An 18762-nucleotide genomic window follows, 5' to 3' on the forward strand; every position below is an offset into this window, starting at 1 on the left:
CTATCAAGTCGTCACCATGCCGTGTTCTAGGGCGAAGCGTACCAGTTCTGTGCGGCTGTTGGTGCCGGTTTTGCTAAACAGGCGGCTGACGTACTTTTCCACATTGCGCACGCTGGTTTCCAGGCGGCTGGCGATTTCTTTATTCATCAGCCCCTCGGCTACCAGGTCAAGCACGCTCTGCTCGCGGGGGGTGAGGTCAATGCGAATGTCAGAGGCCACCTTGGCGATGCCGCCCTTTTGGGTCAGCATGGCTTTGATTTCTTCGATTTGGCGAGCCATAACGGCAATATCGGGGAGGTCGCCATCGGCAATAGTTTGGGCAGCGCGGCGTCCGATCAGATTGGTGACCACCGCCACCAGTTCTTCGGGGTCGAAGGGTTTCGAGAGGTAGGCATCGCAGCCCGCGTTGTAGCCGTGAATGCGATCGCTGGTCATGCCCCGCGCCGTCAAAAACAGCACTGGTAGGCCCTTAAAGCGAATGTCGTCGCGCACCTGAGCCAAAAAGGCGTAGCCATCGACCTGGGGCATCATAATGTCGGAGATCAGCACGTCGGGGGTCTCCTGTTGCAGCAGATCCCAGCCTTCTTTGGCGTTGCTGGCGGCCCGCACTGTAAAACCGCTGTCTTCTAGGTAGGCTTGTACCGCCTCGCGCAGACCTGGCTCATCGTCTACCAGTAAGATATTCCCGGTTTGCTCAGACATAACATCGCCCCAGATGACCTATTCATGCTCACTTTAACGTGTAATTGTAAAGGCAGAATCAGTTACCTCCCAGAAGGCAGGCTAAGACAGTCCTAGATTGCGATCGACTACCATTAAAGACAGACCCCATCCAGGTCAAAGACGCATTTGGGCCTGGGCTAGCGATCGTAGGAGTGCTGATTTATGGACGGGGCATTTTCCCAGGGCATGCTGAAGAGCGAGTTGCTCCACCGCCTGGCCATTAACCTCGACACCGCCGAGGAGTTTGGCCCCATTGCCGAAATTTGGGTGAATGGGCGCACCCACCAGGTCAGGGGGATTGGCTGTAGTGCTGGCGGGCTGTTGAACCGTCAAAGCCGCAGGTTTCTGTGGTCTCAGATTGGCTCTATCGGGCGCGATGGGGTGGTGGTCAAGGCCGGGGCGCGAGTCGAGGCCATTGACGAGCATTTGCAAGACTGTCTGCCCCTGGGGGAAGTCGAGCTGTGGTCAGACCACGGCGATCGCATCGGCCAGCTCACCGACTACCGCTTTGACCCCACCACCGGCAATATTCTGGAATACCTGTTTATTCCTGAAGTCACCAGCGCCCTAGCCCCCGGCGTTTACGCCATCGACCCGATCGCGGTGATCAGCACCGGACGCCGCCGCATGATGGCCGAAGATGCCGCGCTGCGTAGTGCACCCCTAGTGCGAGAAGGATTACCCCAGCCCCCGGAGCCAGCAGCTACGCGATCGCCCTTCGATCGCATCCCCCTCGATCGCATTCCCCTCGACAAAATGCCCGACCCTCGCCGGGGATGGGATGCCGCCGTCAAGGGCACCCAAACCATGCGCGATCAGGTGAATGAACAGTTTCAGGAAGGTCGCCAAAAGCTGGGAACCGAAGCCCAAGATCGTCGCCAAAAGCTTCAGGCCGAGGCCCAAGACAAGCTTGGCGGCCTGCTGGGCAGCGTCAAAAAACGCACGCGCGGTCTGCGCAATCAGCTACGTGAGGCGGTCGGCGATGTCACTGCCGGGCTGCCCCAAGGGCCAAATCTGCGCGACGATAAGGTGCCCACCATCGATGTGGATGCCATGGAGCTGTGGCCCGAGGATGACATCCCCCCAGAGCACCCCATTCGTCGGCCCGAGCGGCGGTAGCTACAGGTCGCGCTGGTAGTCGGCGATCGCCTCCAGCAGATCGGCCTTGCCCGCAGGTGGGATTAAATCGGCCAGGGTGACGGTTTTTTGCCCACCGCCAATGGCCACCGACGTACTGGTCAAGATATCGGTTACGGTAGATTCGGTCACCTTGTCGCCAGCGACTAAGGGATACAGCTTTTCGGCCAGGGGGGTGTGCAGTTTGGCATCGCCCAAATACAGGTGCCACTTGGCCACATCGAGATACACCTTATCGCCAATGGTGGCGGCGAGGGATTCTATGGCGCGGGCGGTAGAGGCATCAGACATGGCTTTGGTTCTCCATCTAGGGCTCTGCGTTGGGGTCAGGGTCAGCGGTGGGCGAGAGGGGCGCAGGGGAGTAGTCTGCGATCGCAAAAATATACACAGCGTTGGCCAATAAAACAGGCAGCCAGGTCAGGGTGACCTTACTGACCCAGGGCACCCACTCCGGGTCCAGGGTATGAAAAAACCACAGCCCAGAGTTGACGGCGGTAAACGCCGCCACATGCACCGCAAAGTTAATTCGGTCTTCTAGCTTGCGGTAGGCGGGGTCTTCTCGGGTGGGTTTACGGGGCCAACGGGGCGGCATAGGCCAAATATCACAATTACGCTACACCCTTCATTCTAAAGGTGCAGGGGGCGAAAGGCGCGGGGCCATTCCCCACTGGCTAAGGTAGGCATATATCGCCAGCGCCGCCGCCGTCTGCACATTGAGCGACTGCACCACCCCGTACTGCGGGATCGCTACCGCTTGGTCGCAGGCCGCCGCCACCACTGGGGAAATGCCCGTCAGCTCTCGCCCCAACACCAGTACCGCACGCTCAGGAAAGCGCGTCTCAGGCAGAGGCGTAGCCTGGGGTTAAAGGTCTAGGGCAATGGGGCTGTAGCCCTGCCGCCGTCGCTCCGCCAGCCACTGGGGTAGCTGCTCCACAGCGCATTCCACCACGGGCTGCCATTGGTAGGTCGCCACCGCCACTTGGCGAAACTTGCGATTCTGAGTCAGCGCTAAACCGCTCAACACCAGAGACTCCAGGCGAAAGGCTTCGGCGGTGCGGCACAGCATGCCCAAATTCATGGGGTTTTCGACCAAAGAGGCGCACACCACCAAAGGGTGGCGGGGCAAATCTGGATATTGGTTACGAAATAGCGCCATGGATAATCCCGATGCGCGCAAACCTGAGATTAATGAAAACCCGTGCTGCCCAGGCAGCACGGGTGAGGAGCCATCATCTACCAGATGGAGACAATTTTTACGCTTTGATCAGCGCGATGTTAGAAAACACAAACTCCTGCTTATCGGTGTCGTCGTCAACACCGGTTTCGATGGTACGGCGAGAGAGAATGTAGTAGCCGCCCACTTCGGTGTATTCGTCTTCAAAATCGCTGAGACCGCCCTTTTGCTCGCCGGTTTTGGGGTCGTGGTAAACCGAATCGTAGCGGTGCGATAGGTAGCCTGACCCAGTGTCGTGGCTGCTGTAGGTGTGAATGGTTACCACGACGCCGTGGATGTGGCGGTGCACCATCGACACTTCATTATCTTTGAGCTGGTAGCGATCGCCCTCAGCCTTGCCGCCCATGAGAATTTCCACTGACCCATCGGCCAGAGTCTCGCCATAGCGGAAGGTATTGTTGCCGTGGGAGTCTTCAAACTCGCGCCGCACCCGGTGAATGGAGACCTCAAACAGCTGGCCGTGCACCATTTTCTGAGCCGCCTCATCGGCAATGCCGGTCACTTCAAGCTTGAGGTCAGCGCTGATTTTGGCCTGGCCGTTGTAGGTCTGGCCATTGTGGGTGAAGGTAACATCAGCGGTATAGCCAGGGAAATTTGCGTCCCAGGTGTAGCGGTTTTCGTAGGCGGCGCGAAAAAAGTCTCGTGCCGCGAGTTGAGTTCCAACCATTAAAAAAAGTCTCCTGGGTAGGTTTTTGCACAGTCAGCATTCTGCCGCTGTGCAGGGACTTCTCTAGCATACCGATTTTAGTCTTCGTCTAGCCCCCAGCTGGGCGTGAGGATGGCTAGCGGCAACTATCAATTACAAAGAAATGTATCGTGGTTTACCGTGCAGCCGAAGTCGCTTCCCTACAATGGGAGTCCGATTCGCTTAACTCGCGTCAGTGCTGCCGCAGTTGCGGGTTAGGTAACTGATTATTTAGCGCTAAGTTTAGCCATGGTTTTCCACAGGCCGATCTTGGGCATCAGTTTTAATTAATACGCTAAAAGGCCTGTAGAGTCAGGGCTTTTAACACCAATTATTTTCTTAAATTGCGAAAATCGTAAGTTATCCACAGTTTTTTGGCTGTCTGTGGATAACTGGTTTTGGGTAAATCAGCGGGCGATCGCACCGTTACCCTGCCGCCCTACCTGCGTACTGATCAATTGCCAAAAATAGCTCGCTGACCTGAGCCGTCGTGGTAAATGGGTTGAGCAGCACCGCCTTTAGCCAGCGCTGCCCTCGCAACCCCGGCACCGACAAAAAGGTTTGGTGCTGGCTCAACAGATACTTTTGCAGATCAACATTCCAGGCATCCCACTGGTCGGGCGGCAGTTCTGCCGGACAGCCCCGAAAGCAGACCAGGTTCATTTCGGGGTCGCTGGCCAGTTCGAGGTAGTGTCGCTGGCGCACCTGAGCCACAAAATGGTCGGTCAGCGCGTAGCTGGCCTCAATCAGTTCGGCGCAGCCCGCCTTGCCCAGATGCTGAAGGGTGAGCCAAAGCTTGAGCACATCGCCGTGGCGCGTACCCTGCACCGACAGTTCCCCCAGGTTGACCCAGTCGGCTTCGCTGTTCATGTAGGGGGCCGACACCCGAAAGTGGCTTTGTAGCAAGTCTAGATTGCGAAACAGCACTGAGGCACAGGTTTTGGTGACGTACAGCCACTTCTGCGGGTTGAAGGTGACGGAATCGGCCTGCTCAATTCCCGCCAGCCGATGACGGTGCTCGGGCGAAAAGGCGATCGCCCCGCCGTAGGCCGCATCCACATGGAACCACAGCCCGTAGGCTTGGGCGATGCGGGCGATTGCGGGCAGCGGGTCGATGTTGCCGGTGACGGTGGTGCCCGCTGTCGCCACCACCGCAAAGGGTCGCTGCCCGCGGGCGATCGCCCCCTGAATTGTCTCGGTCAGGGCCGCTGCATCCATTTGAGCCTGGGTGTTCGTGGGCACCAGCACCACTCCCTCCAGCCCCAGCCCCAGCACCATCGCCGCCTTTTGAATCGAAGTGTGAGCCATCTCCGAGGCCAAGATTACCGGCGGCGGCCCTCCGGCCAATCCCTGCCGTAAACAGTCCAGTTTTACGTTGCGAGCCACGGTGAGCGCCTGCAAGTTGGCCAGGCTGCCGCCGCTGACCAGCAGCCCCCCGGCCCGTTCCCCTAGCCCAAACATCTGGGCCAATTCGGCCAGCAGCAGCGGCTCTAGCCGCGACAGAGCGGGCGACATTTCGACACTCAGCATATTGTTGTTGAGGGCTGCCGCCACCCAGTCGCCCACAATAGAAGCCGTGCTGGGCAAGGGGTCCATGTGGCCCATATAGCCGGGGTGGGCTGGGTTCATCGACTGAGCCATGAGGTCGCCCAGGGATGACAGCAGGGGGGCGATCGCCGTCGGCTGGGCGGGAATACCGCCAAAATCAAAGTCTTTTACCGCAGGCAGCGGGACGTGATTCCCCGCCCCCGTGGAGTAGTCGAGAATCTGCTCAACCACCTGCTGCAACACCGCTGCGATCGCCGCTCGGTTGTGGCCCTGGGGGTCGATGAACGCGGTAGCAGGCAAAACCGATGGAGCCAACGTACACCTCTAGCGTGATCTATGGCTCTGATTATCTCGCCAATGCTCGCGCCTAGGCCAGAGGAACCTGAGTTTCTACAGGAGCTGTATCAGCAAAGGGGCTGACAGGTGCGCCTGGGGATCGGCGGCATCTTCTTTGGTGATGGCTACGGCCCGCACCAGATCGCGATCGCGACGGTACACGGGCGGCAGATCAATGGGCTGTGACACCTGACCCTGCTCATCTACGGTGAATACGGTAGTGAGAATTGCATTTTTTTGATCTACCGTTGCAGTGGCATTAGGATCTACCACCGTCCACAGCACGTAGACGCTGCCCGGCTCTAGAGGAGGCAAGTTCTCTACGGTGAGCGAGCCTGCCAGGGTGTCGGGGTTGATCACCACCTGCGCCTGCCCCGGCCCATCGTCCTCTGGGGAACCCAGGGCAATGGTTAAGGTTTCACCGTCCGGCTGGCTGGCGCGCTCAAGCTGTAGCGTGCGCCAGAGCAGCAGGTTACTCACGCTGAGGCCGGCAATTAAGGCCGCTGCCGCTGCCCCCCAAAAACCTCCCCAGCGGCGAGGCCGCAGCAACGGAGTAGACAGCGGCGTTGCGCTGACCGAGTCGGACTTAGACTCAGCCAACTTTGAAGCAGATTGCAGCAAAGCCGCCCTCAAATGGACGGGTGAGCTCCCTGGATCGCCGTCATAGACCATTTCCAGCGCCTGCTGAAGCTGGTCAATATCGCGCTGTAGAGCAGGATTTGTCGCCAGCAGTTCCGCCAGGGTCGTCGACTCTTCGGCGCTGAGGTCGTAGAGGACGTAGCCCGCCAGCAAATGCTGCAATTGTTCTGGTGAAATCGACCCGGTCATAAGGCTATTGACCCCAGTGCTCTTGGAGAAGTTGCCGGAGCTTCAGCAAGCCCCGGCGAGAGTGAGTTTTAACAGTGCCCAGGGGGGTGTCAAGCTGTTCGGCAATGGTGGACTGAGACAGCCCTTCGTAGTAGGCTAGGCGCAAAATTGTCTGCTGGCTTTCAGATAGCTGGGCTAAAGCAGCCTGCACCTCTTGGGTTCGCTCGGTCTGGGCTAGAGCATCAGCGGGGGTGTGGGCTGGGGAAGTCACCTGGGTCGACTTCAGCCGTTCCACCGAGGCCCGAGCCACCTGACGCGATCGCAGACGGTCAATGGCGCGCGATCGCGTCAGAATCGCCAAGAAGGTGCGAAACGAACCCCGTTGGGGGTCATAGGCTGTCGAGTGGGTCAGCTTGACAAAAATATCCTGGGTCAGATCCTCGGCTTCCTGGGCGTGGCCCAGAACTTTGAGGGCAATGCCATAGACCAAGCCACCATGGCGATCGTACAGAGTCCCTAGGGCGCTGGTTTGCCCCGCCTTGAGGGCCAACCACAGCCTCGCATCTGTGGGAGTGCCAGCGCCAGCCGAGGTCAGTTGCTCAAAATCCATATTGCCGGATGCTTAGACACTATCCCTGTCATGGCTGCTAAGCCAGGGCGCGATTGTACCGCAGTCACTTTCTATACAATGCCATGATTTGTGTCTATTGCCATCCCAGCGGGCCGTCACCGATTCCAGCTACGGCCCGACCGAGATCGAGAGCATCGCCTTAGCCTAAGCCGGCATCAGAATGCCGCGCAGTTCACCAGCTCGGTAGCGAGTGGTGTGGAAGTCGACATACAGCATGCCGTTTTGCAGCGCCTGAAGCTGCTCAGGCGTGAGGGTATAGTCACCCATGGCGCTGCCGCCTCGGCCGTTGGCATTTAGGGTGACATCCAGCGCGTACTGGAACGGCCCATTTTCGCTGGGGCTGCCCTGGTGGACATGAAACGCCGAAGTAATACTGGGGTTGGGCGGATCGAGCGGGTCGGTGGCATAGTCGCGCGGGGCACTGGTCAGCTCACGAAAGCTGCCGCGCACCACCAGGCGGTTGCCCGACAAAGCTGCTCCGACAACGCCCCGGGCATCGGTCATGGCAGCTTTGGGCACAACATTTTGGCCGCTGAGCATGGCGATGTAGGTCACGATGGGTTCATTCAAACCCTGGGCCAATAGGGGGGCCGTCGCCGCCGTCAGGTTAGCATCAATCTGTTCTCCCAGGGCAAAGGTGTCACTGGAGGCAGTAGACCAGGAAGCGGCTGAAACAGCGGCGGGGGCCTGAGCCATCACCCGACCCATGACAGGGGAGTACAGCACGGTTACAAACAGACAGGTGGCTAGGGCAATTAAGCCATTGCGCAGATTCTTTCGTTCTCTAAACATAGTGCTTGAATTTATCCAACAAACGGCTAGCGGTCTCCTGATGGAAGACTCATACCCGGTACGCAACACTCTACCAATTGGATGCAGGCATTGTAGGCTGGGTCGGTAAGCCCAGTGATGCCCAACCCAACCGCTCCGCTGGCGTTAGGCCGATCGCCCAAACATCCCCTCAAAGCGCTATAGGGTTGAAGTACCTGTTCGCCCCTGAGCTAGCAAATTTCCCATGGAACTGACCTACCAACCGTTTACCGTCCATAAGCGCGTCCCTCTCACCATCAGTCGCGGCACCACGGCTGAATCGACCAATCTTTGGCTGCGGCTCAGGGCCGAAGGCCTAGAGGGCTGGGGCGAAGCCGCGCCTTTTTCCATTGGCACCCACCGGCAAACCCTGGCGATGCTCACGGCAGACATCGCTCAGGTGCAGAGCCGTCTAACGTCCTACCATCCCTTCGATCGCCAGGCCATTGAAGCCGCGATCGCCCCCCTATCGCTTCACTCTGCCACCCGCGCCGCGCTGGATGTCGCCCTGTGGGACTGGTGTGGCAAAGCCACCGGCCAACCGATCTGGCGGCTGCTGGGGCTCGCACTAGACCACATTCAGCCCACCTCCGTCACCGTCGGGATTTCGTCCCCCGAGGCCGCCCGGCAGCGATCGCAGGATTGGCTACAGCAGACCTCGGCCCGCGCCCTTAAAATCAAGCTCGGTAGTCCCCAGGGCATCGCCGCCGATCAAGCCATGTTCCAGGCTCTGTCCGACCATATCCCCGCAACCGTCAGCCTCAGCGTCGATGCCAACGGCGGCTGGAGTCTAGACGAAGCCAAGCACATGGCGCATTGGCTCGGCGATCGCCGCGTTACCCACCTAGAGCAACCCCTGCCCGTGGATCAGGATGCCGATCTGGCCCAGCTCAAGCAGCAGTCTCCAATACCAATTTTTGTCGATGAGAGCTGCTTCAACAGTGCCGATATTCCATGCCTAACGAATTTAGTCGATGGCATTAACATTAAGCTGATGAAAGCCGGGGGGCTAACCGAGGCGCTGAGGATGATCCACACCGCGCGGGCCTGCGGTCTTCAGGTCATGTTTGGCTGCTATTCCGACAGCAGCCTAGCGAATGGGGCCATAGCCCAAATCTCCCCTCTAGCCGACTACCTCGACCTCGACAGCCACCTCAATCTGCGTGACGACCCCTTCACCGGCCTGACTCTATCTGACGGACGCCTTCTCCCCTCTGCCCACCCAGGACTTGGACTTAGCTATGTACCTCAAGCCCGATAGCCGCATTGCCCTGCTCATGCACGAAGGCACCCAGAGCACCATGGGCAAGACGGGGCTAGCCCTGTTGCGCTTTAGTCAGTCGCCCATTGTGGCGGTAATTGATTACCAGGCGGCGGGGCGATCGCTCCACGACCTCACCGGCATCGACAAGCCCATTCCGGTGGTTGCATCCTTGACTGAGGCGCTCACCTTCACCCCAGACGTGCTGGCGATCGGCATCGCTCCCTCTGGCGGCAAGCTACCCGATCCCTGGTTCCGAGAAATTGAACAGGCCGTCAAAGCGGGATTGAGCATTGTCAATGGCCTCCACACTCCCATGGCCGACCACCCTGCCCTCCAACCCTGGTTGCGGGACTACCAGTGGGTGTGGGACGTGCGCAAAGAACCTGAAGGTCTCACAGTGGGCTCCGGGCAGGCCAGTCAGCTAGCCTGCAAACGTATCTTGACCGTGGGTACCGATATGTCAGTGGGTAAAATGTCCGCCACCCTAGAGCTACACCGCGCCTGCCTTCAGCGAGGGCTACGCTCTAAGGTAATTGCTACCGGGCAAACCAACCTCATGCTGGGAGATGACGGCGTCGCTTTAGATGCCGTACGGGTTGATTACGCCTCAGGTGCCGTCGAGCAACAGGTGATGCGCTACGGCACCGACTACGACTTCATTTTTGTGGAAGGTCAGGGATCGCTCCTCAACCCGGCTTCCACGGCTACACTGCCCCTGCTGCGCGGCACCCAGCCCACCCACCTGGTGCTGGTGCATCGAGCTGGGCAAACCCATATTCACAATTTCCCCGCCGTTAAAATCCCCGACCTGCCCAGCGTAGTAGCGCTATATGAACAGGTGGCGACAGCGGCGGGGGCATTTTATCCGGCTAAGGTGGTGGCGATCGCCCTCAACACCGGCCATCTCACCGTAGAAGCCGCCGAGGCTGCCATTCAGTTAACCGAAGCCCAAACAAAACTTCCCTGCGCAGATATTTTCCGCACAGGGGCCGACAAACTATTGGTACCAATCTTGGCCTAACCGGACTACTTTTTGCGCAGACGATAAGTAATGCGCCCCTTGGTGAGGTCGTAGGGGGTAAGCTCTACCTTGACGCGATCGCCCGGCAAAATCTTGATATAGTTACGACGAATCTTCCCAGAAATGTGGGCTAGCACATTGAACCCATTATCCAAATCGACCCGAAACATCGCGTTCGGCAACGACTCAGTAATGGTGCCCTCCATTTCAATTAGGTCTTGCTTAGACAAGCTGAACTCTCCCTCAGTACACAATCAACAGGCTGAACTCTAGCATAACCGCAGCGGCTACTCTATCACCAGACGCTTTAGGTCGGCATGAACTACGTCCATAGTCTGATTCCCATCTACCGAAACCAACTGCTGGCGACTGCGATAAAAATCAATCAGCGGCTCAGTTTGCTGACGATACACCTCAAGCCGATTGAGAATTACCGACTCTTCGTCATCGTCACGGCCCCGCTGCAGCAAGCGGGCCACAATCACATCGTCTTCAACATCTAGATTGACCACAAAGTCAACAGGCTGCTCAATTTGCTCCAGCAGCTTCTGCAAAAACTCGGCCTGGGGCACATTGCGAGGAAACCCATCGAGCAGCCAGCCCTTCTGAGTGTCCTCCTGAGCCAAGCGTTCCTGAATCAAGTCCAGAATCAGGTCATCGGGCACAAGCTCCCCAGCACTCATGTACTGCTCTGCCTTTTGGCCTAGCTCACTCCCCGCCGCCACCGCCGATCGCAGAATATCCCCGGTAGAGATATGGGGGACTTCACAGTCCTTAGCCAGCAGCAAAGCCTGAGTTCCCTTGCCCGCCCCCGGCGGACCCAGAAAAATAAGTCGAGTCACTACTGCTTCACCATCCCTTCGTAACGTTGGGAGATTACGTAGGTTTGAATCTGCTTGGCGGTATCAATGGCAACACCTACCAAAATCAGCAAAGAAGTAGCTCCAAACCCCCGAAAGGTCTGCACCCGAGTCAAGCTCTCTACAGCACTAGGCACCACGGCCACCATACCGAGAAAAATAGCCCCCAAGAAGGTTAATCGGTTAAGAATCCGGCTGATGTACTCAGTGGTTGCTTTGCCGGGACGAATACCCGGGATACTAGCTCCCATCTTCTTCAGGTTTCGCGATACATCGTCAGGGTTCATCACCAAAGACGAATAGAAATAGCTAAAGAAGAGAATGAGAACTAGGTACAGCGAAACGTAGAACAGCGAGGTTGGGTTCAAATAGTTATTAACAAACTGGCTGAATCCAGGATTTGTGATGTACTGCGTCAGCGAAATCGGCAGCACCAGCACCGCAGAGGCGAAAATGATCGGCATTACCCCACCCTGGTTCAGCCGCAGGGGTAAGTAGTTGCTCTGCTCCAGATAGAGCTTGCGACCCACCTGGCGGCGGGCAGAAATAATCGGAATACGGCGAGTTCCTTCCTGTACAAAGACAATCCCTACAATCATCGCTAGGAAGGCCAGCATCAGGATGATGATGCCGCCCACCAAACCGCGATCGCCGCTCTGGGCTAGCTCAATGGTTTGTCCTAAAGAGCGCGGGAGGGTAGACACAATGTTGAGGAAAATCAGCAGAGAAGCCCCGTTGCCAATACCCCGCTCTGTAATCAGCTCACCCACCCACATCACAAACATTGAGCCCGCTGTCAGGGCAATTACCGTCTGAGCGATAAAGGCAGGGCCAGGAACCTGTGCAAACTGATACAGCAAAAAGGACGACAGCAAAGTGCTTTGCAAAATCGCCCAGCCTAAAGCTACGTAGCGAGTAATCTGGGAAATCTTGCGTCGCCCAGCTTCCCCTTCATTCTTTTGCAGATCCTCTAGCTGGGGAAGAGCCGCCGTCAGCAGCTGCATGATAATCGAGGCGTTGATGAAGGGTAAAATCCCCAGGGCAAAGATACCGAGGGCAGATAGACCACCCCCCACAAAAATATCTAAGAATCCCACAAAGCCAGCCAGACTACCCGATTGAATAGACGCAGCAAACGCCTGGCGATCAATACCCGGCACCGGGATAAAAATCCCTAGCCTGACTAACACCAGCAGCCCTAGGGTAACTAACAGACGGCTACGCAGGCCAGCGGCCTGGGCCATCTGCATAAATGTTTCCTGCGCGCTTGGATTTTTACCCCGACTTACGACCATGCAACAGTACCTCAGCCCTACGTTTAGCAATATATTGACGGCAGCACATAACCGTAGACCCTACGGTTACAATCCCCAGCCCTAGTCTAAGGGATGAGCGAGGCATCTCGCTATGCGATGACTTCCCAGGTGCCGCCAGCCTGCTCAATCTTCTCCTTAGCCGACTGAGTAAACGCTGCCGCTTTAACGGTCAGGGCCACGCCAATTTCGCCATGGCCCAGTACCTTTAGAGGGCCATCGTTAGTTGTCAATATGCCTGACTCTAACAGTGACTCAAGGGACACTTCCGTACCTGCCGCCAGGTCAGAAAGTCCTTTGACATTGATGATGGTGTATTCCTTCTGGTTGACCAGAGGAAAGTGCTTAAGCTTAGGAATGCGGCGGTAGAGGGGCATTTGACCACCCTCAAAGCCGGGCCGAGTACCGCTACCCGAACGAGACTTTTGTCCCCGCATGCCAAAGCCACAGCTCGCGCCCTGGCCAGCAGAAATACCGCGACCGACGCGGCGACGGCGGCGTTTAGAGCCTGCTTGTGGTTGTGCGTCGTTGATTCTCATAACTGAGGAAATTAAAAACAGCGATACCGAAAGGAATTAAACGTACAGACTTTCGACAGGAATATCACGCTCTTCAGCCACGTCGGCAAAGGTACGGAGGGAGGCCAGTGCATCCGCAGCAGCCCGAGCGTTGTTGAGAGGATTATTAGAACCCAGCTGCTTAGCTAGAACATTGCGTACCCCAGCCAGTTCAAGCACCGTACGTACGGCACCACCAGCAATTACTCCAGTACCCGGTGCTGCAGGGCGCATAAACACCTTAGCACCGCCACCAATCCCATTGGAGGGGTGGGGAATGGAATAGGAGCGTGTGAGAGGCACATCTACCAGATGTTTTTTGCCATCGGCTACGCCTTTTTTGACGGCGCCAATGACGTCGCCAGCTTTGCCAACTCCGACACCGACCTGGCCTTTCTCATTGCCAACAACCACAATGGCGCGGAAGCTAAGTTTTTTACCTCCCTTCACCACTTTGGTCACACGGCGAATTTGAACGACGCGTTCTTGCCAATCGGTTTTCTTTTCTTTGGTGCGCGCTTCTTTGCGACGATTTGCCATACCTTTCCCCAGCCTTGTTTACATCAAGCAAAATCAGGTGTTCTCTATCCGACAGTCATATTTGGCTTACAGGCTCAAGCCTGCTTCACGAGCCGCGTTGGCCAGAGCCGCTACTCGCCCGTGATAGAGCTTGCCGCCCCGGTCAAAAACAACTTGAGTGATACCAGCCTTTAGAGCGCGCTCAGCCACAAGCTTGCCAACTACGGCGGCAGAGTCCTGAGTAGCACCTGACTCATCTTTCAAAACATCAGGCTCAACGGTTGAGGCCGCCACAAGGGTGTGGTGGGCTGTATCGTCGATAATCTGCGCATAAATATGCTGATTTGAGCGAAATACAGCCAAACGAGGCCGTTCAGAGGTGCCAAACACACGGCGGCGAATACGGACGTGGCGGCGACGGGTTAATTCTTTGCGACTTGCTTTCATGGCTTATTTCTTCCCTGACTTACCGGCCTTACGTCGGACTTGTTCACCGGCGTAGCGCACGCCCTTGCCCTTGTAGGGCTCGGGGGGGCGACTAGCCCGAATGCTAGCGGCAATGTTGCCTACTAGTTCTTTATCAATGCCGTTGATTACGACGTTGGTGTTGTTCTCAACCACAAACTCAATACCTGCGGGAGGCTCAAACACAACGGGATGGCTATACCCCAGACTGAGGTTGAGGTTGCGGCCCTGCAGCTGTGCCCGGTAGCCAATACCCTGTATTTCTAAGCGCTTTTGATAGCCGTTAGAAACGCCCTCAACCATGTTAGCGACTAGGGTACGGCAAAGACCGTGACGCTCACGAGCGAGGCGTGAATCGTCTTTACGGTTGACTAGAACAGTTTCTCCGTCCTGAAGTACCACTACCCCGCTGGGCAAGGTACGAGACAGCTCGCCCTTGGGCCCTTTGACCTGAATATCCTGACCGTCAATCGTGATTGACACTTTAGCCGGGACTGGAATTGGCCGTTTGCCAATACGTGACATGATGCAAAACTCCTAAATCCTTAGCACTCGATAACGCCCTTGATGCCTAGCGGTGGACCAGCGCCATCGCTACTTCGCCGATCTACCACACATAGCAAAGCACTTCGCCACCAATACCCTGACGACGGGCATCGCGGTCGGTCATGATACCGCTAGAGGTGGAGACAATGGCAATGCCGATGCCACCTAGCACCCGAGGCAACTCTTTCCGGTTAGAATACACGCGCAAACCGGGCTTGCTAACGCGAGTAAGGTTGCGAATGATGGGCTGACGAGTCTTGCCCTTGTATTTGAGGGCGACCACTAGCTGAGGACGCTCTTCCACAGTGGTCTCAGAATAGTCAGTGATGAAACCTTCTTCCTTGAGCACCTTTGCAATACTCCGGGTCATCCGGGTAGAAGGAATACCCACAGTTTGGTGCCGCGCCAGGTTCGCATTTCTGATGCGAGTCAACATATCCGCAATTGTGTCGTTAGCAGCCATAGTTCTAGTACGCGTATAAACCTGTGTTAGTTGTCACGGAACGGCATACCCAATTCCTTGAGTAGCGCTCGGCCTTCTTCATCGGTGCTGGCGGTAGTCACAATGGTGATGTCCATACCGCGGACTTGATCGATGGTGTCGTAGTCAATTTCAGGAAAAATTAATTGCTCCCGCAGACCCAAGGTGTAGTTGCCACGGCCATCAAAGCTCTTAGGGCTGATGCCGCGAAAGTCGCGGATGCGAGGTAGGGTCAGGTTAATAAGGCGATTTAGAAAGGCGTACATGCGGTCAGAGCGCAAGGTAACCATTATCCCTACGGGCATGCCTTGGCGAATTTTAAAGCCTGCGATCGCCTTCTTAGCACGGGTTACCACCGGACGCTGACCGGTGATTAAAGCCAGTTCGCTCAGAGAAGACTCCAGCGCTTTGGCATTCTGAGACGCTTCACCCAAGCCTCGGTTGACGGTTACCTTAACAACCTTAGGGACTTGGTGAATGTTGTCGTACTTAAACTGTTCCATCAGCTTAGGTACAACGGTGTCTTTGTATATGGTCTTTAACTGGTCGGTCATGGGTCGTTTCTATCACTTTCCTGGGCTTGGTCAGGACTAGAGGATGATCGTAAGACTAAAAGCCTTAGTCAATGATTTCACCGGTCTTTTTCAGCATCCGAACCTTACGCCCGTCATCGGTAAAGGTGTAGGCAACTCGGCTGGCCACTTTTTCCTTTTCGGAGTAAAGCATGACATTAGAGCTGTGGACGGGGGCTTCTTGGGTCACAATCTGGCCCGACTCCCCTTCTTGTTGGGGCTTAACGTGCTTAGTGCGAATGTTCACGCCTTGCACTACCACCTGGCTGGTCTTGGGGATAACGGTCAGCACTTCACCCACCTTGCCGCGATCGCGTCCAGCAATCACCTGTACGGTATCGCCTTTACGCACATGCACCTTGTGGCGCACGGGCTGTTTCGATGTTGTTGCCATTAGAGAACCTCCGGTGCCAGCGACACAATCTTGGTAAAGTTTTTGTCGCGCAGCTCACGGGCTACCGGCCCAAACACGCGAGTACCTTTAGGGTTGCCGTCTTGGTTAATAATGACAGCGGCATTGTCGTCAAAGCGAATGCTCATGCCGCTACTGCGGCGCAAACCCTTTCTAGTGCGCACAACGACAGCCCTTACCACATCCGACTTCTTCACACCCATGTTGGGCAGCGCATCTTTGACAACGGCAATGATGACATCGCCAACTCCGGCGTAGCGGCGATTACCACCCAGGACACGGATGCACATTAGCTTCCGAGCACCGCTGTTATCTGCCACATTTAAATACGATTCTTGCTGAATCACAATTTCCCCCTATGCGTCCGCTGCGCGATTAACAATGTCAGCCACCACCCAGCGCTTAGTTCTGCTCAAGGGACGAGTCTCAAGAATACGTACCTGGTCTCCCTCCTGGCAGGTGTTCTCCTCATCGTGAGCCTTGTAGCGCTTTGTTCGCACTACGATCTTTCCGTACTTGGGATGGGAGGTGCGACTCTCCACGGCAACCACGACGGTTTTATCCATCTTGTTGCTAACGACCATTCCCACTCGTTCTTTAACCGCCATCTAGTTCACCTATTCCCTACGCTGATACCGATTCTGTTGCGGCCGCTGCCACGGCAGTGTCTTGAGCCTCTGCCTCCGCCGCAAGGGCAATTAGCTGGCGCTCCCGCTGAACCGTCATAAGCTGAGACAGACGATGACGGAGATGCTTAAACTGATGCACCTGCTTATCGAGTTGGCGAGTGGCCTTTTGAAACCGCAGTTGAAACAGCTCGCGCTTGGTTTCAGCGATCGCAGTTAGCAGCTCTTCATCGCCCAGGCTGCGCGCCTCTGTAATCTTGGTTAGTGCCATTGACCTATGCCTCCTTGCTTTCGCGCGCAATGAACTTGGTCTTAAACGGCAGCTTGAAGGCAGCTAGCCGCATTGCTTCCCGAGCGGTTGCTTCAGGTACCCCAGCAATCTCAAAAACGATACGGCCGGGTTTAACCACAGCCACCCAAAACTCAGGGTTGCCTTTACCAGAACCCATGCGGGTTTCTGCCGGGCGCATGGTCACAGGCTTGTCAGGAAAAACCCGAATCCAGATCTTCCCGCCCCGTCGTACATAGCGGGTCATGGCGCGACGAGCAGCCTCAATCTGACGAGCAGTGAGCCAACAGGGCTCAGTTGCTTGAAGGGCAAAATCGCCAAAGTTGATATCGCTACCCCGCTGAGCCATTCCGCGCATACGCCCGCGGTGCTGCTTGCGAAATTTAGTTCGTTTTGGACTAAGCATGGATCGGCACTCTTGAAGTCACAGGTCAAAATCAATCGAGGAAACGCGGGGACAGTCTAATCGTCATTAGAGCGGTCTTCAAACTGCTGGCGACGGCGAGGCTGACGGCGACGGGGTTGGGCGTTGGGGGCCGCAGCCGGAGTGTCCTCTTGGCCTGGAATAATCTCGCCCTTAAAGATCCAAACCTTGACACCCAAAATCCCGTAGGTGGTTTGAGCAGTGGTATAGGCATAGTCAACATCAGCCCGCAGAGTGTGAAGAGGCACCCGACCTTCCCGAGTCCACTCAGTACGGGCAATTTCTGCACCGTTCAGACGACCGCTCACCTGAATTTTGATTCCCTCCACACCAGCACGCTGGGCTCGCTGAATGGCCTGGCGCACTACCCGGCGAAAGGAGACCCGACGCTCGAGTTGCTGAATAATGTATTCGGCCACCAAGGCTGCATCAGCATCCACCCGGCTCACTTCCACCACATTGACGCGGATCTGACGGTTTGAGTCTTTGAGCAGCTTCTGGACGCCCGCTCGCAAAGACTCAATACCCGCGCCACCGCGCCCTACCACTACTCCAGGGCGAGCCGTGCGCAACTCAAGATCAATCTGATCCGCTTTCCGTTCAATGCGAATATCGGCAATACCAGCATTGTTCAAAGTTTTCTGAACATACTCGCGAATTCGATAGTCTTCCTGAAGCAAATCAGGGTAGCGAGTGCCCTCTGCAAACCAGCGAGAACGGTGCTCTTGAACGATGCCAAGGCGAAACCCGGTTGGATGAATCTTGTGTCCCACGAACTAATCCTCTGGAAATTGGTGTTTGAGCAACTGGTGTTTGAACAATGGAATCAACAGTGCAAGCTACTCGGCTGCAGGAGCCACAGCAATGGTGATGTGGCAAGTCGGCTTACGAATTTGGTAAGCTCGGCCTTGGGCCCGAGGCCGGAAACGCTTCAGAGCGGGCCCCGCATCGGCAAAGGCTTCACTCACCACCAGACCCGCCGGGTCAAGACCATTGTTGTGTTCAGCATTAGCTACGGCTGAACGCAAAACTTTAATGATGGGTTCGCACGCTTTATAGGGCATAAACTCTAGGATGATCAGCGCATCCCGATAGCTCTTGCCGCGTATTTGGTCTAGCACCCGACGCACCTTACGGGGCGACATGCGCACATAGCGGGCTACCGCCTTAACCTGCTCTGAGGTATCCACAGCCATTTCTCCAGTTCCTCTACCTAATACCTAACGACGAGCTTTTTTATCGGATTTAGCGTGGCCGCGAAAGGTTCGCGTGGGAGCAAATTCACCCAATTTGTGGCCCACCATCTGCTCAGTAACGTAGACCGGCACATGCTGGCGGCCGTTGTGCACCGCAATGGTGTGACCAATCATCTGGGGCAAAATCGTCGATGCCCGTGACCAGGTTTTAATCACCTGCTTATCACCCTTGATGTTCAAGGCTTCAATTTTAGAGAGAAGATGATCGGCCACAAACGGCCCTTTCTTTAACGAGCGAGACATGGT

28 protein-coding genes and 1 pseudogene are annotated in these 18762 nt (G+C 56.4%); 3 read left to right on the plus strand and 26 right to left on the minus strand.

The features are described from left to right. Window positions 1–3: 3 nt before the first annotated feature. A complete protein-coding gene (locus VB780_RS04105; RefSeq protein ID WP_323349871.1) occupies window positions 4–702 on the minus strand; it encodes a response regulator transcription factor in 699 nt (232 codons plus the stop codon). Window positions 703–885: 183 nt separating this feature from the next. Here VB780_RS04105 and VB780_RS04110 point away from each other — a divergent pair, with 183 nt between their 5' ends. Next, window positions 886–1842, plus strand: coding sequence for a hypothetical protein (locus tag VB780_RS04110; RefSeq protein ID WP_323349872.1), 957 nt, complete (start codon window positions 886–888; stop codon window positions 1840–1842). Here the strand turns inward: VB780_RS04110 and VB780_RS04115 are convergent, their stop codons facing one another. The 8 genes and pseudogenes from VB780_RS04115 to VB780_RS04150 form a co-directional block, all read right to left on the minus strand. Then, window positions 1843–2151 (minus strand): DUF3181 family protein, encoded by a 309-nt coding sequence (locus tag VB780_RS04115; RefSeq protein WP_323349873.1) that lies wholly within the window; start codon window positions 2149–2151, stop codon window positions 1843–1845. 16 nt (window positions 2152–2167) lie between these two features. After that, window positions 2168–2452 carry a 2TM domain-containing protein gene (locus VB780_RS04120; RefSeq protein WP_323349874.1) on the minus strand — a complete coding sequence of 95 codons (285 nt, stop codon included), beginning with the start codon at window positions 2450–2452 and terminating at the stop codon, window positions 2168–2170. Window positions 2453–2482: 30 nt separating this feature from the next. After that, window positions 2483–3016: pseudogene (locus VB780_RS04125) on the minus strand (TrmH family RNA methyltransferase). Window positions 3017–3113: 97 nt separating this feature from the next. Beyond that, window positions 3114–3761 carry a DUF3386 domain-containing protein gene (locus VB780_RS04130; protein WP_323349875.1) on the minus strand — a complete coding sequence of 216 codons (648 nt, stop codon included), beginning with the start codon at window positions 3759–3761 and terminating at the stop codon, window positions 3114–3116. Window positions 3762–4205: 444 nt separating this feature from the next. Further along, window positions 4206–5627, minus strand: coding sequence for an aspartate aminotransferase family protein (locus VB780_RS04135; protein ID WP_323349876.1), 1422 nt, complete (start codon window positions 5625–5627; stop codon window positions 4206–4208). 90 nt (window positions 5628–5717) lie between these two features. Continuing rightward, window positions 5718–6491, minus strand: coding sequence for an anti-sigma factor (locus tag VB780_RS04140; protein WP_323349877.1), 774 nt, complete (start codon window positions 6489–6491; stop codon window positions 5718–5720). A gap of 4 nt (window positions 6492–6495) precedes the next feature. Then, on the minus strand, window positions 6496–7080 hold the full coding sequence (locus VB780_RS04145) for a sigma-70 family RNA polymerase sigma factor (RefSeq protein WP_323349878.1): 585 nt from the start codon (window positions 7078–7080) through the stop codon (window positions 6496–6498). Window positions 7081–7245: 165 nt separating this feature from the next. Next, window positions 7246–7893 (minus strand): CHRD domain-containing protein, encoded by a 648-nt coding sequence (locus VB780_RS04150; protein WP_323349879.1) that lies wholly within the window; start codon window positions 7891–7893, stop codon window positions 7246–7248. A 223-nt stretch (window positions 7894–8116) separates the two neighbouring features. Here VB780_RS04150 and VB780_RS04155 point away from each other — a divergent pair, with 223 nt between their 5' ends. Next, window positions 8117–9172, plus strand: coding sequence for a dipeptide epimerase (locus tag VB780_RS04155; protein ID WP_323349880.1), 1056 nt, complete (start codon window positions 8117–8119; stop codon window positions 9170–9172). Then, on the plus strand, window positions 9153–10196 hold the full coding sequence (locus VB780_RS04160) for a DUF1611 domain-containing protein (protein ID WP_323349881.1): 1044 nt from the start codon (window positions 9153–9155) through the stop codon (window positions 10194–10196). Before VB780_RS04155 ends, VB780_RS04160 begins: the two co-directional genes overlap by 20 nt. 5 nt (window positions 10197–10201) lie before the next feature. On the opposite strand, the gene infA is transcribed toward VB780_RS04160, so the two are convergent. From infA to rpsS, 17 genes are all read right to left on the minus strand, one after another. Continuing rightward, window positions 10202–10426, minus strand: coding sequence for a translation initiation factor IF-1 (gene infA / locus VB780_RS04165; protein WP_017297627.1), 225 nt, complete (start codon window positions 10424–10426; stop codon window positions 10202–10204). A 57-nt stretch (window positions 10427–10483) separates the two neighbouring features. Continuing rightward, complete coding sequence (locus VB780_RS04170; RefSeq protein WP_323349882.1) at window positions 10484–11038, minus strand: adenylate kinase; 555 nt, start codon at window positions 11036–11038, stop codon at window positions 10484–10486. Then, window positions 11038–12351: a preprotein translocase subunit SecY gene (gene secY, locus VB780_RS04175; protein WP_323349883.1), complete on the minus strand. Its 1314-nt coding sequence runs from the start codon at window positions 12349–12351 to the stop codon at window positions 11038–11040. The genes VB780_RS04170 and secY overlap by 1 nt, the downstream gene beginning before the upstream one ends. Before the next feature lie 110 nt (window positions 12352–12461). Then, the gene (gene rplO, locus VB780_RS04180; protein WP_323349884.1) at window positions 12462–12908 is read right to left on the minus strand and encodes a 50S ribosomal protein L15; all 447 of its coding nucleotides are present in this window, start codon (window positions 12906–12908) and stop codon (window positions 12462–12464) included. A 36-nt stretch (window positions 12909–12944) separates the two neighbouring features. Next, window positions 12945–13466: a 30S ribosomal protein S5 gene (gene rpsE / locus VB780_RS04185; protein WP_323349885.1), complete on the minus strand. Its 522-nt coding sequence runs from the start codon at window positions 13464–13466 to the stop codon at window positions 12945–12947. A 66-nt stretch (window positions 13467–13532) separates the two neighbouring features. Beyond that, window positions 13533–13892 (minus strand): 50S ribosomal protein L18, encoded by a 360-nt coding sequence (rplR, locus tag VB780_RS04190; RefSeq protein WP_323349886.1) that lies wholly within the window; start codon window positions 13890–13892, stop codon window positions 13533–13535. Between the two features lie 3 nt (window positions 13893–13895). Beyond that, window positions 13896–14435 (minus strand): 50S ribosomal protein L6, encoded by a 540-nt coding sequence (rplF, locus tag VB780_RS04195; protein WP_323349887.1) that lies wholly within the window; start codon window positions 14433–14435, stop codon window positions 13896–13898. Window positions 14436–14517: 82 nt separating this feature from the next. After that, window positions 14518–14919 carry a 30S ribosomal protein S8 gene (rpsH, locus tag VB780_RS04200; RefSeq protein ID WP_035991897.1) on the minus strand — a complete coding sequence of 134 codons (402 nt, stop codon included), beginning with the start codon at window positions 14917–14919 and terminating at the stop codon, window positions 14518–14520. A 26-nt stretch (window positions 14920–14945) separates the two neighbouring features. Continuing rightward, the gene (gene rplE, locus VB780_RS04205) at window positions 14946–15491 is read right to left on the minus strand and encodes a 50S ribosomal protein L5 (protein ID WP_323349888.1); all 546 of its coding nucleotides are present in this window, start codon (window positions 15489–15491) and stop codon (window positions 14946–14948) included. A 64-nt stretch (window positions 15492–15555) separates the two neighbouring features. Continuing rightward, complete coding sequence (rplX, locus tag VB780_RS04210) at window positions 15556–15903, minus strand: 50S ribosomal protein L24 (protein WP_323349889.1); 348 nt, start codon at window positions 15901–15903, stop codon at window positions 15556–15558. Further along, window positions 15903–16268: a 50S ribosomal protein L14 gene (rplN, locus tag VB780_RS04215; protein WP_017297637.1), complete on the minus strand. Its 366-nt coding sequence runs from the start codon at window positions 16266–16268 to the stop codon at window positions 15903–15905. The genes rplX and rplN overlap by 1 nt, the downstream gene beginning before the upstream one ends. Window positions 16269–16277: 9 nt before the next feature. Continuing rightward, on the minus strand, window positions 16278–16529 hold the full coding sequence (gene rpsQ / locus VB780_RS04220; protein WP_017297638.1) for a 30S ribosomal protein S17: 252 nt from the start codon (window positions 16527–16529) through the stop codon (window positions 16278–16280). A 16-nt stretch (window positions 16530–16545) separates the two neighbouring features. Beyond that, entirely contained in the window at window positions 16546–16818 is a 273-nt protein-coding gene (gene rpmC, locus VB780_RS04225) for a 50S ribosomal protein L29 (RefSeq protein ID WP_323349890.1), read from the minus strand. 4 nt (window positions 16819–16822) lie between these two features. Further along, entirely contained in the window at window positions 16823–17242 is a 420-nt protein-coding gene (gene rplP, locus VB780_RS04230) for a 50S ribosomal protein L16 (protein WP_073609628.1), read from the minus strand. 56 nt (window positions 17243–17298) lie between these two features. Then, window positions 17299–18033 (minus strand): 30S ribosomal protein S3, encoded by a 735-nt coding sequence (gene rpsC, locus VB780_RS04235; protein ID WP_323349891.1) that lies wholly within the window; start codon window positions 18031–18033, stop codon window positions 17299–17301. Between the two features lie 66 nt (window positions 18034–18099). Further along, window positions 18100–18456 carry a 50S ribosomal protein L22 gene (rplV, locus tag VB780_RS04240; RefSeq protein ID WP_073609630.1) on the minus strand — a complete coding sequence of 119 codons (357 nt, stop codon included), beginning with the start codon at window positions 18454–18456 and terminating at the stop codon, window positions 18100–18102. A gap of 24 nt (window positions 18457–18480) precedes the next feature. Further along, complete coding sequence (rpsS, locus tag VB780_RS04245; RefSeq protein WP_323349892.1) at window positions 18481–18759, minus strand: 30S ribosomal protein S19; 279 nt, start codon at window positions 18757–18759, stop codon at window positions 18481–18483. Window positions 18760–18762: the final 3 nt, after the last annotated feature.

This window comes from Leptolyngbya sp. CCNP1308, assembly GCF_034932455.1.
Taxonomy (GTDB): Bacteria; Cyanobacteriota; Cyanobacteriia; order Phormidesmidales; family Phormidesmidaceae; genus Nodosilinea.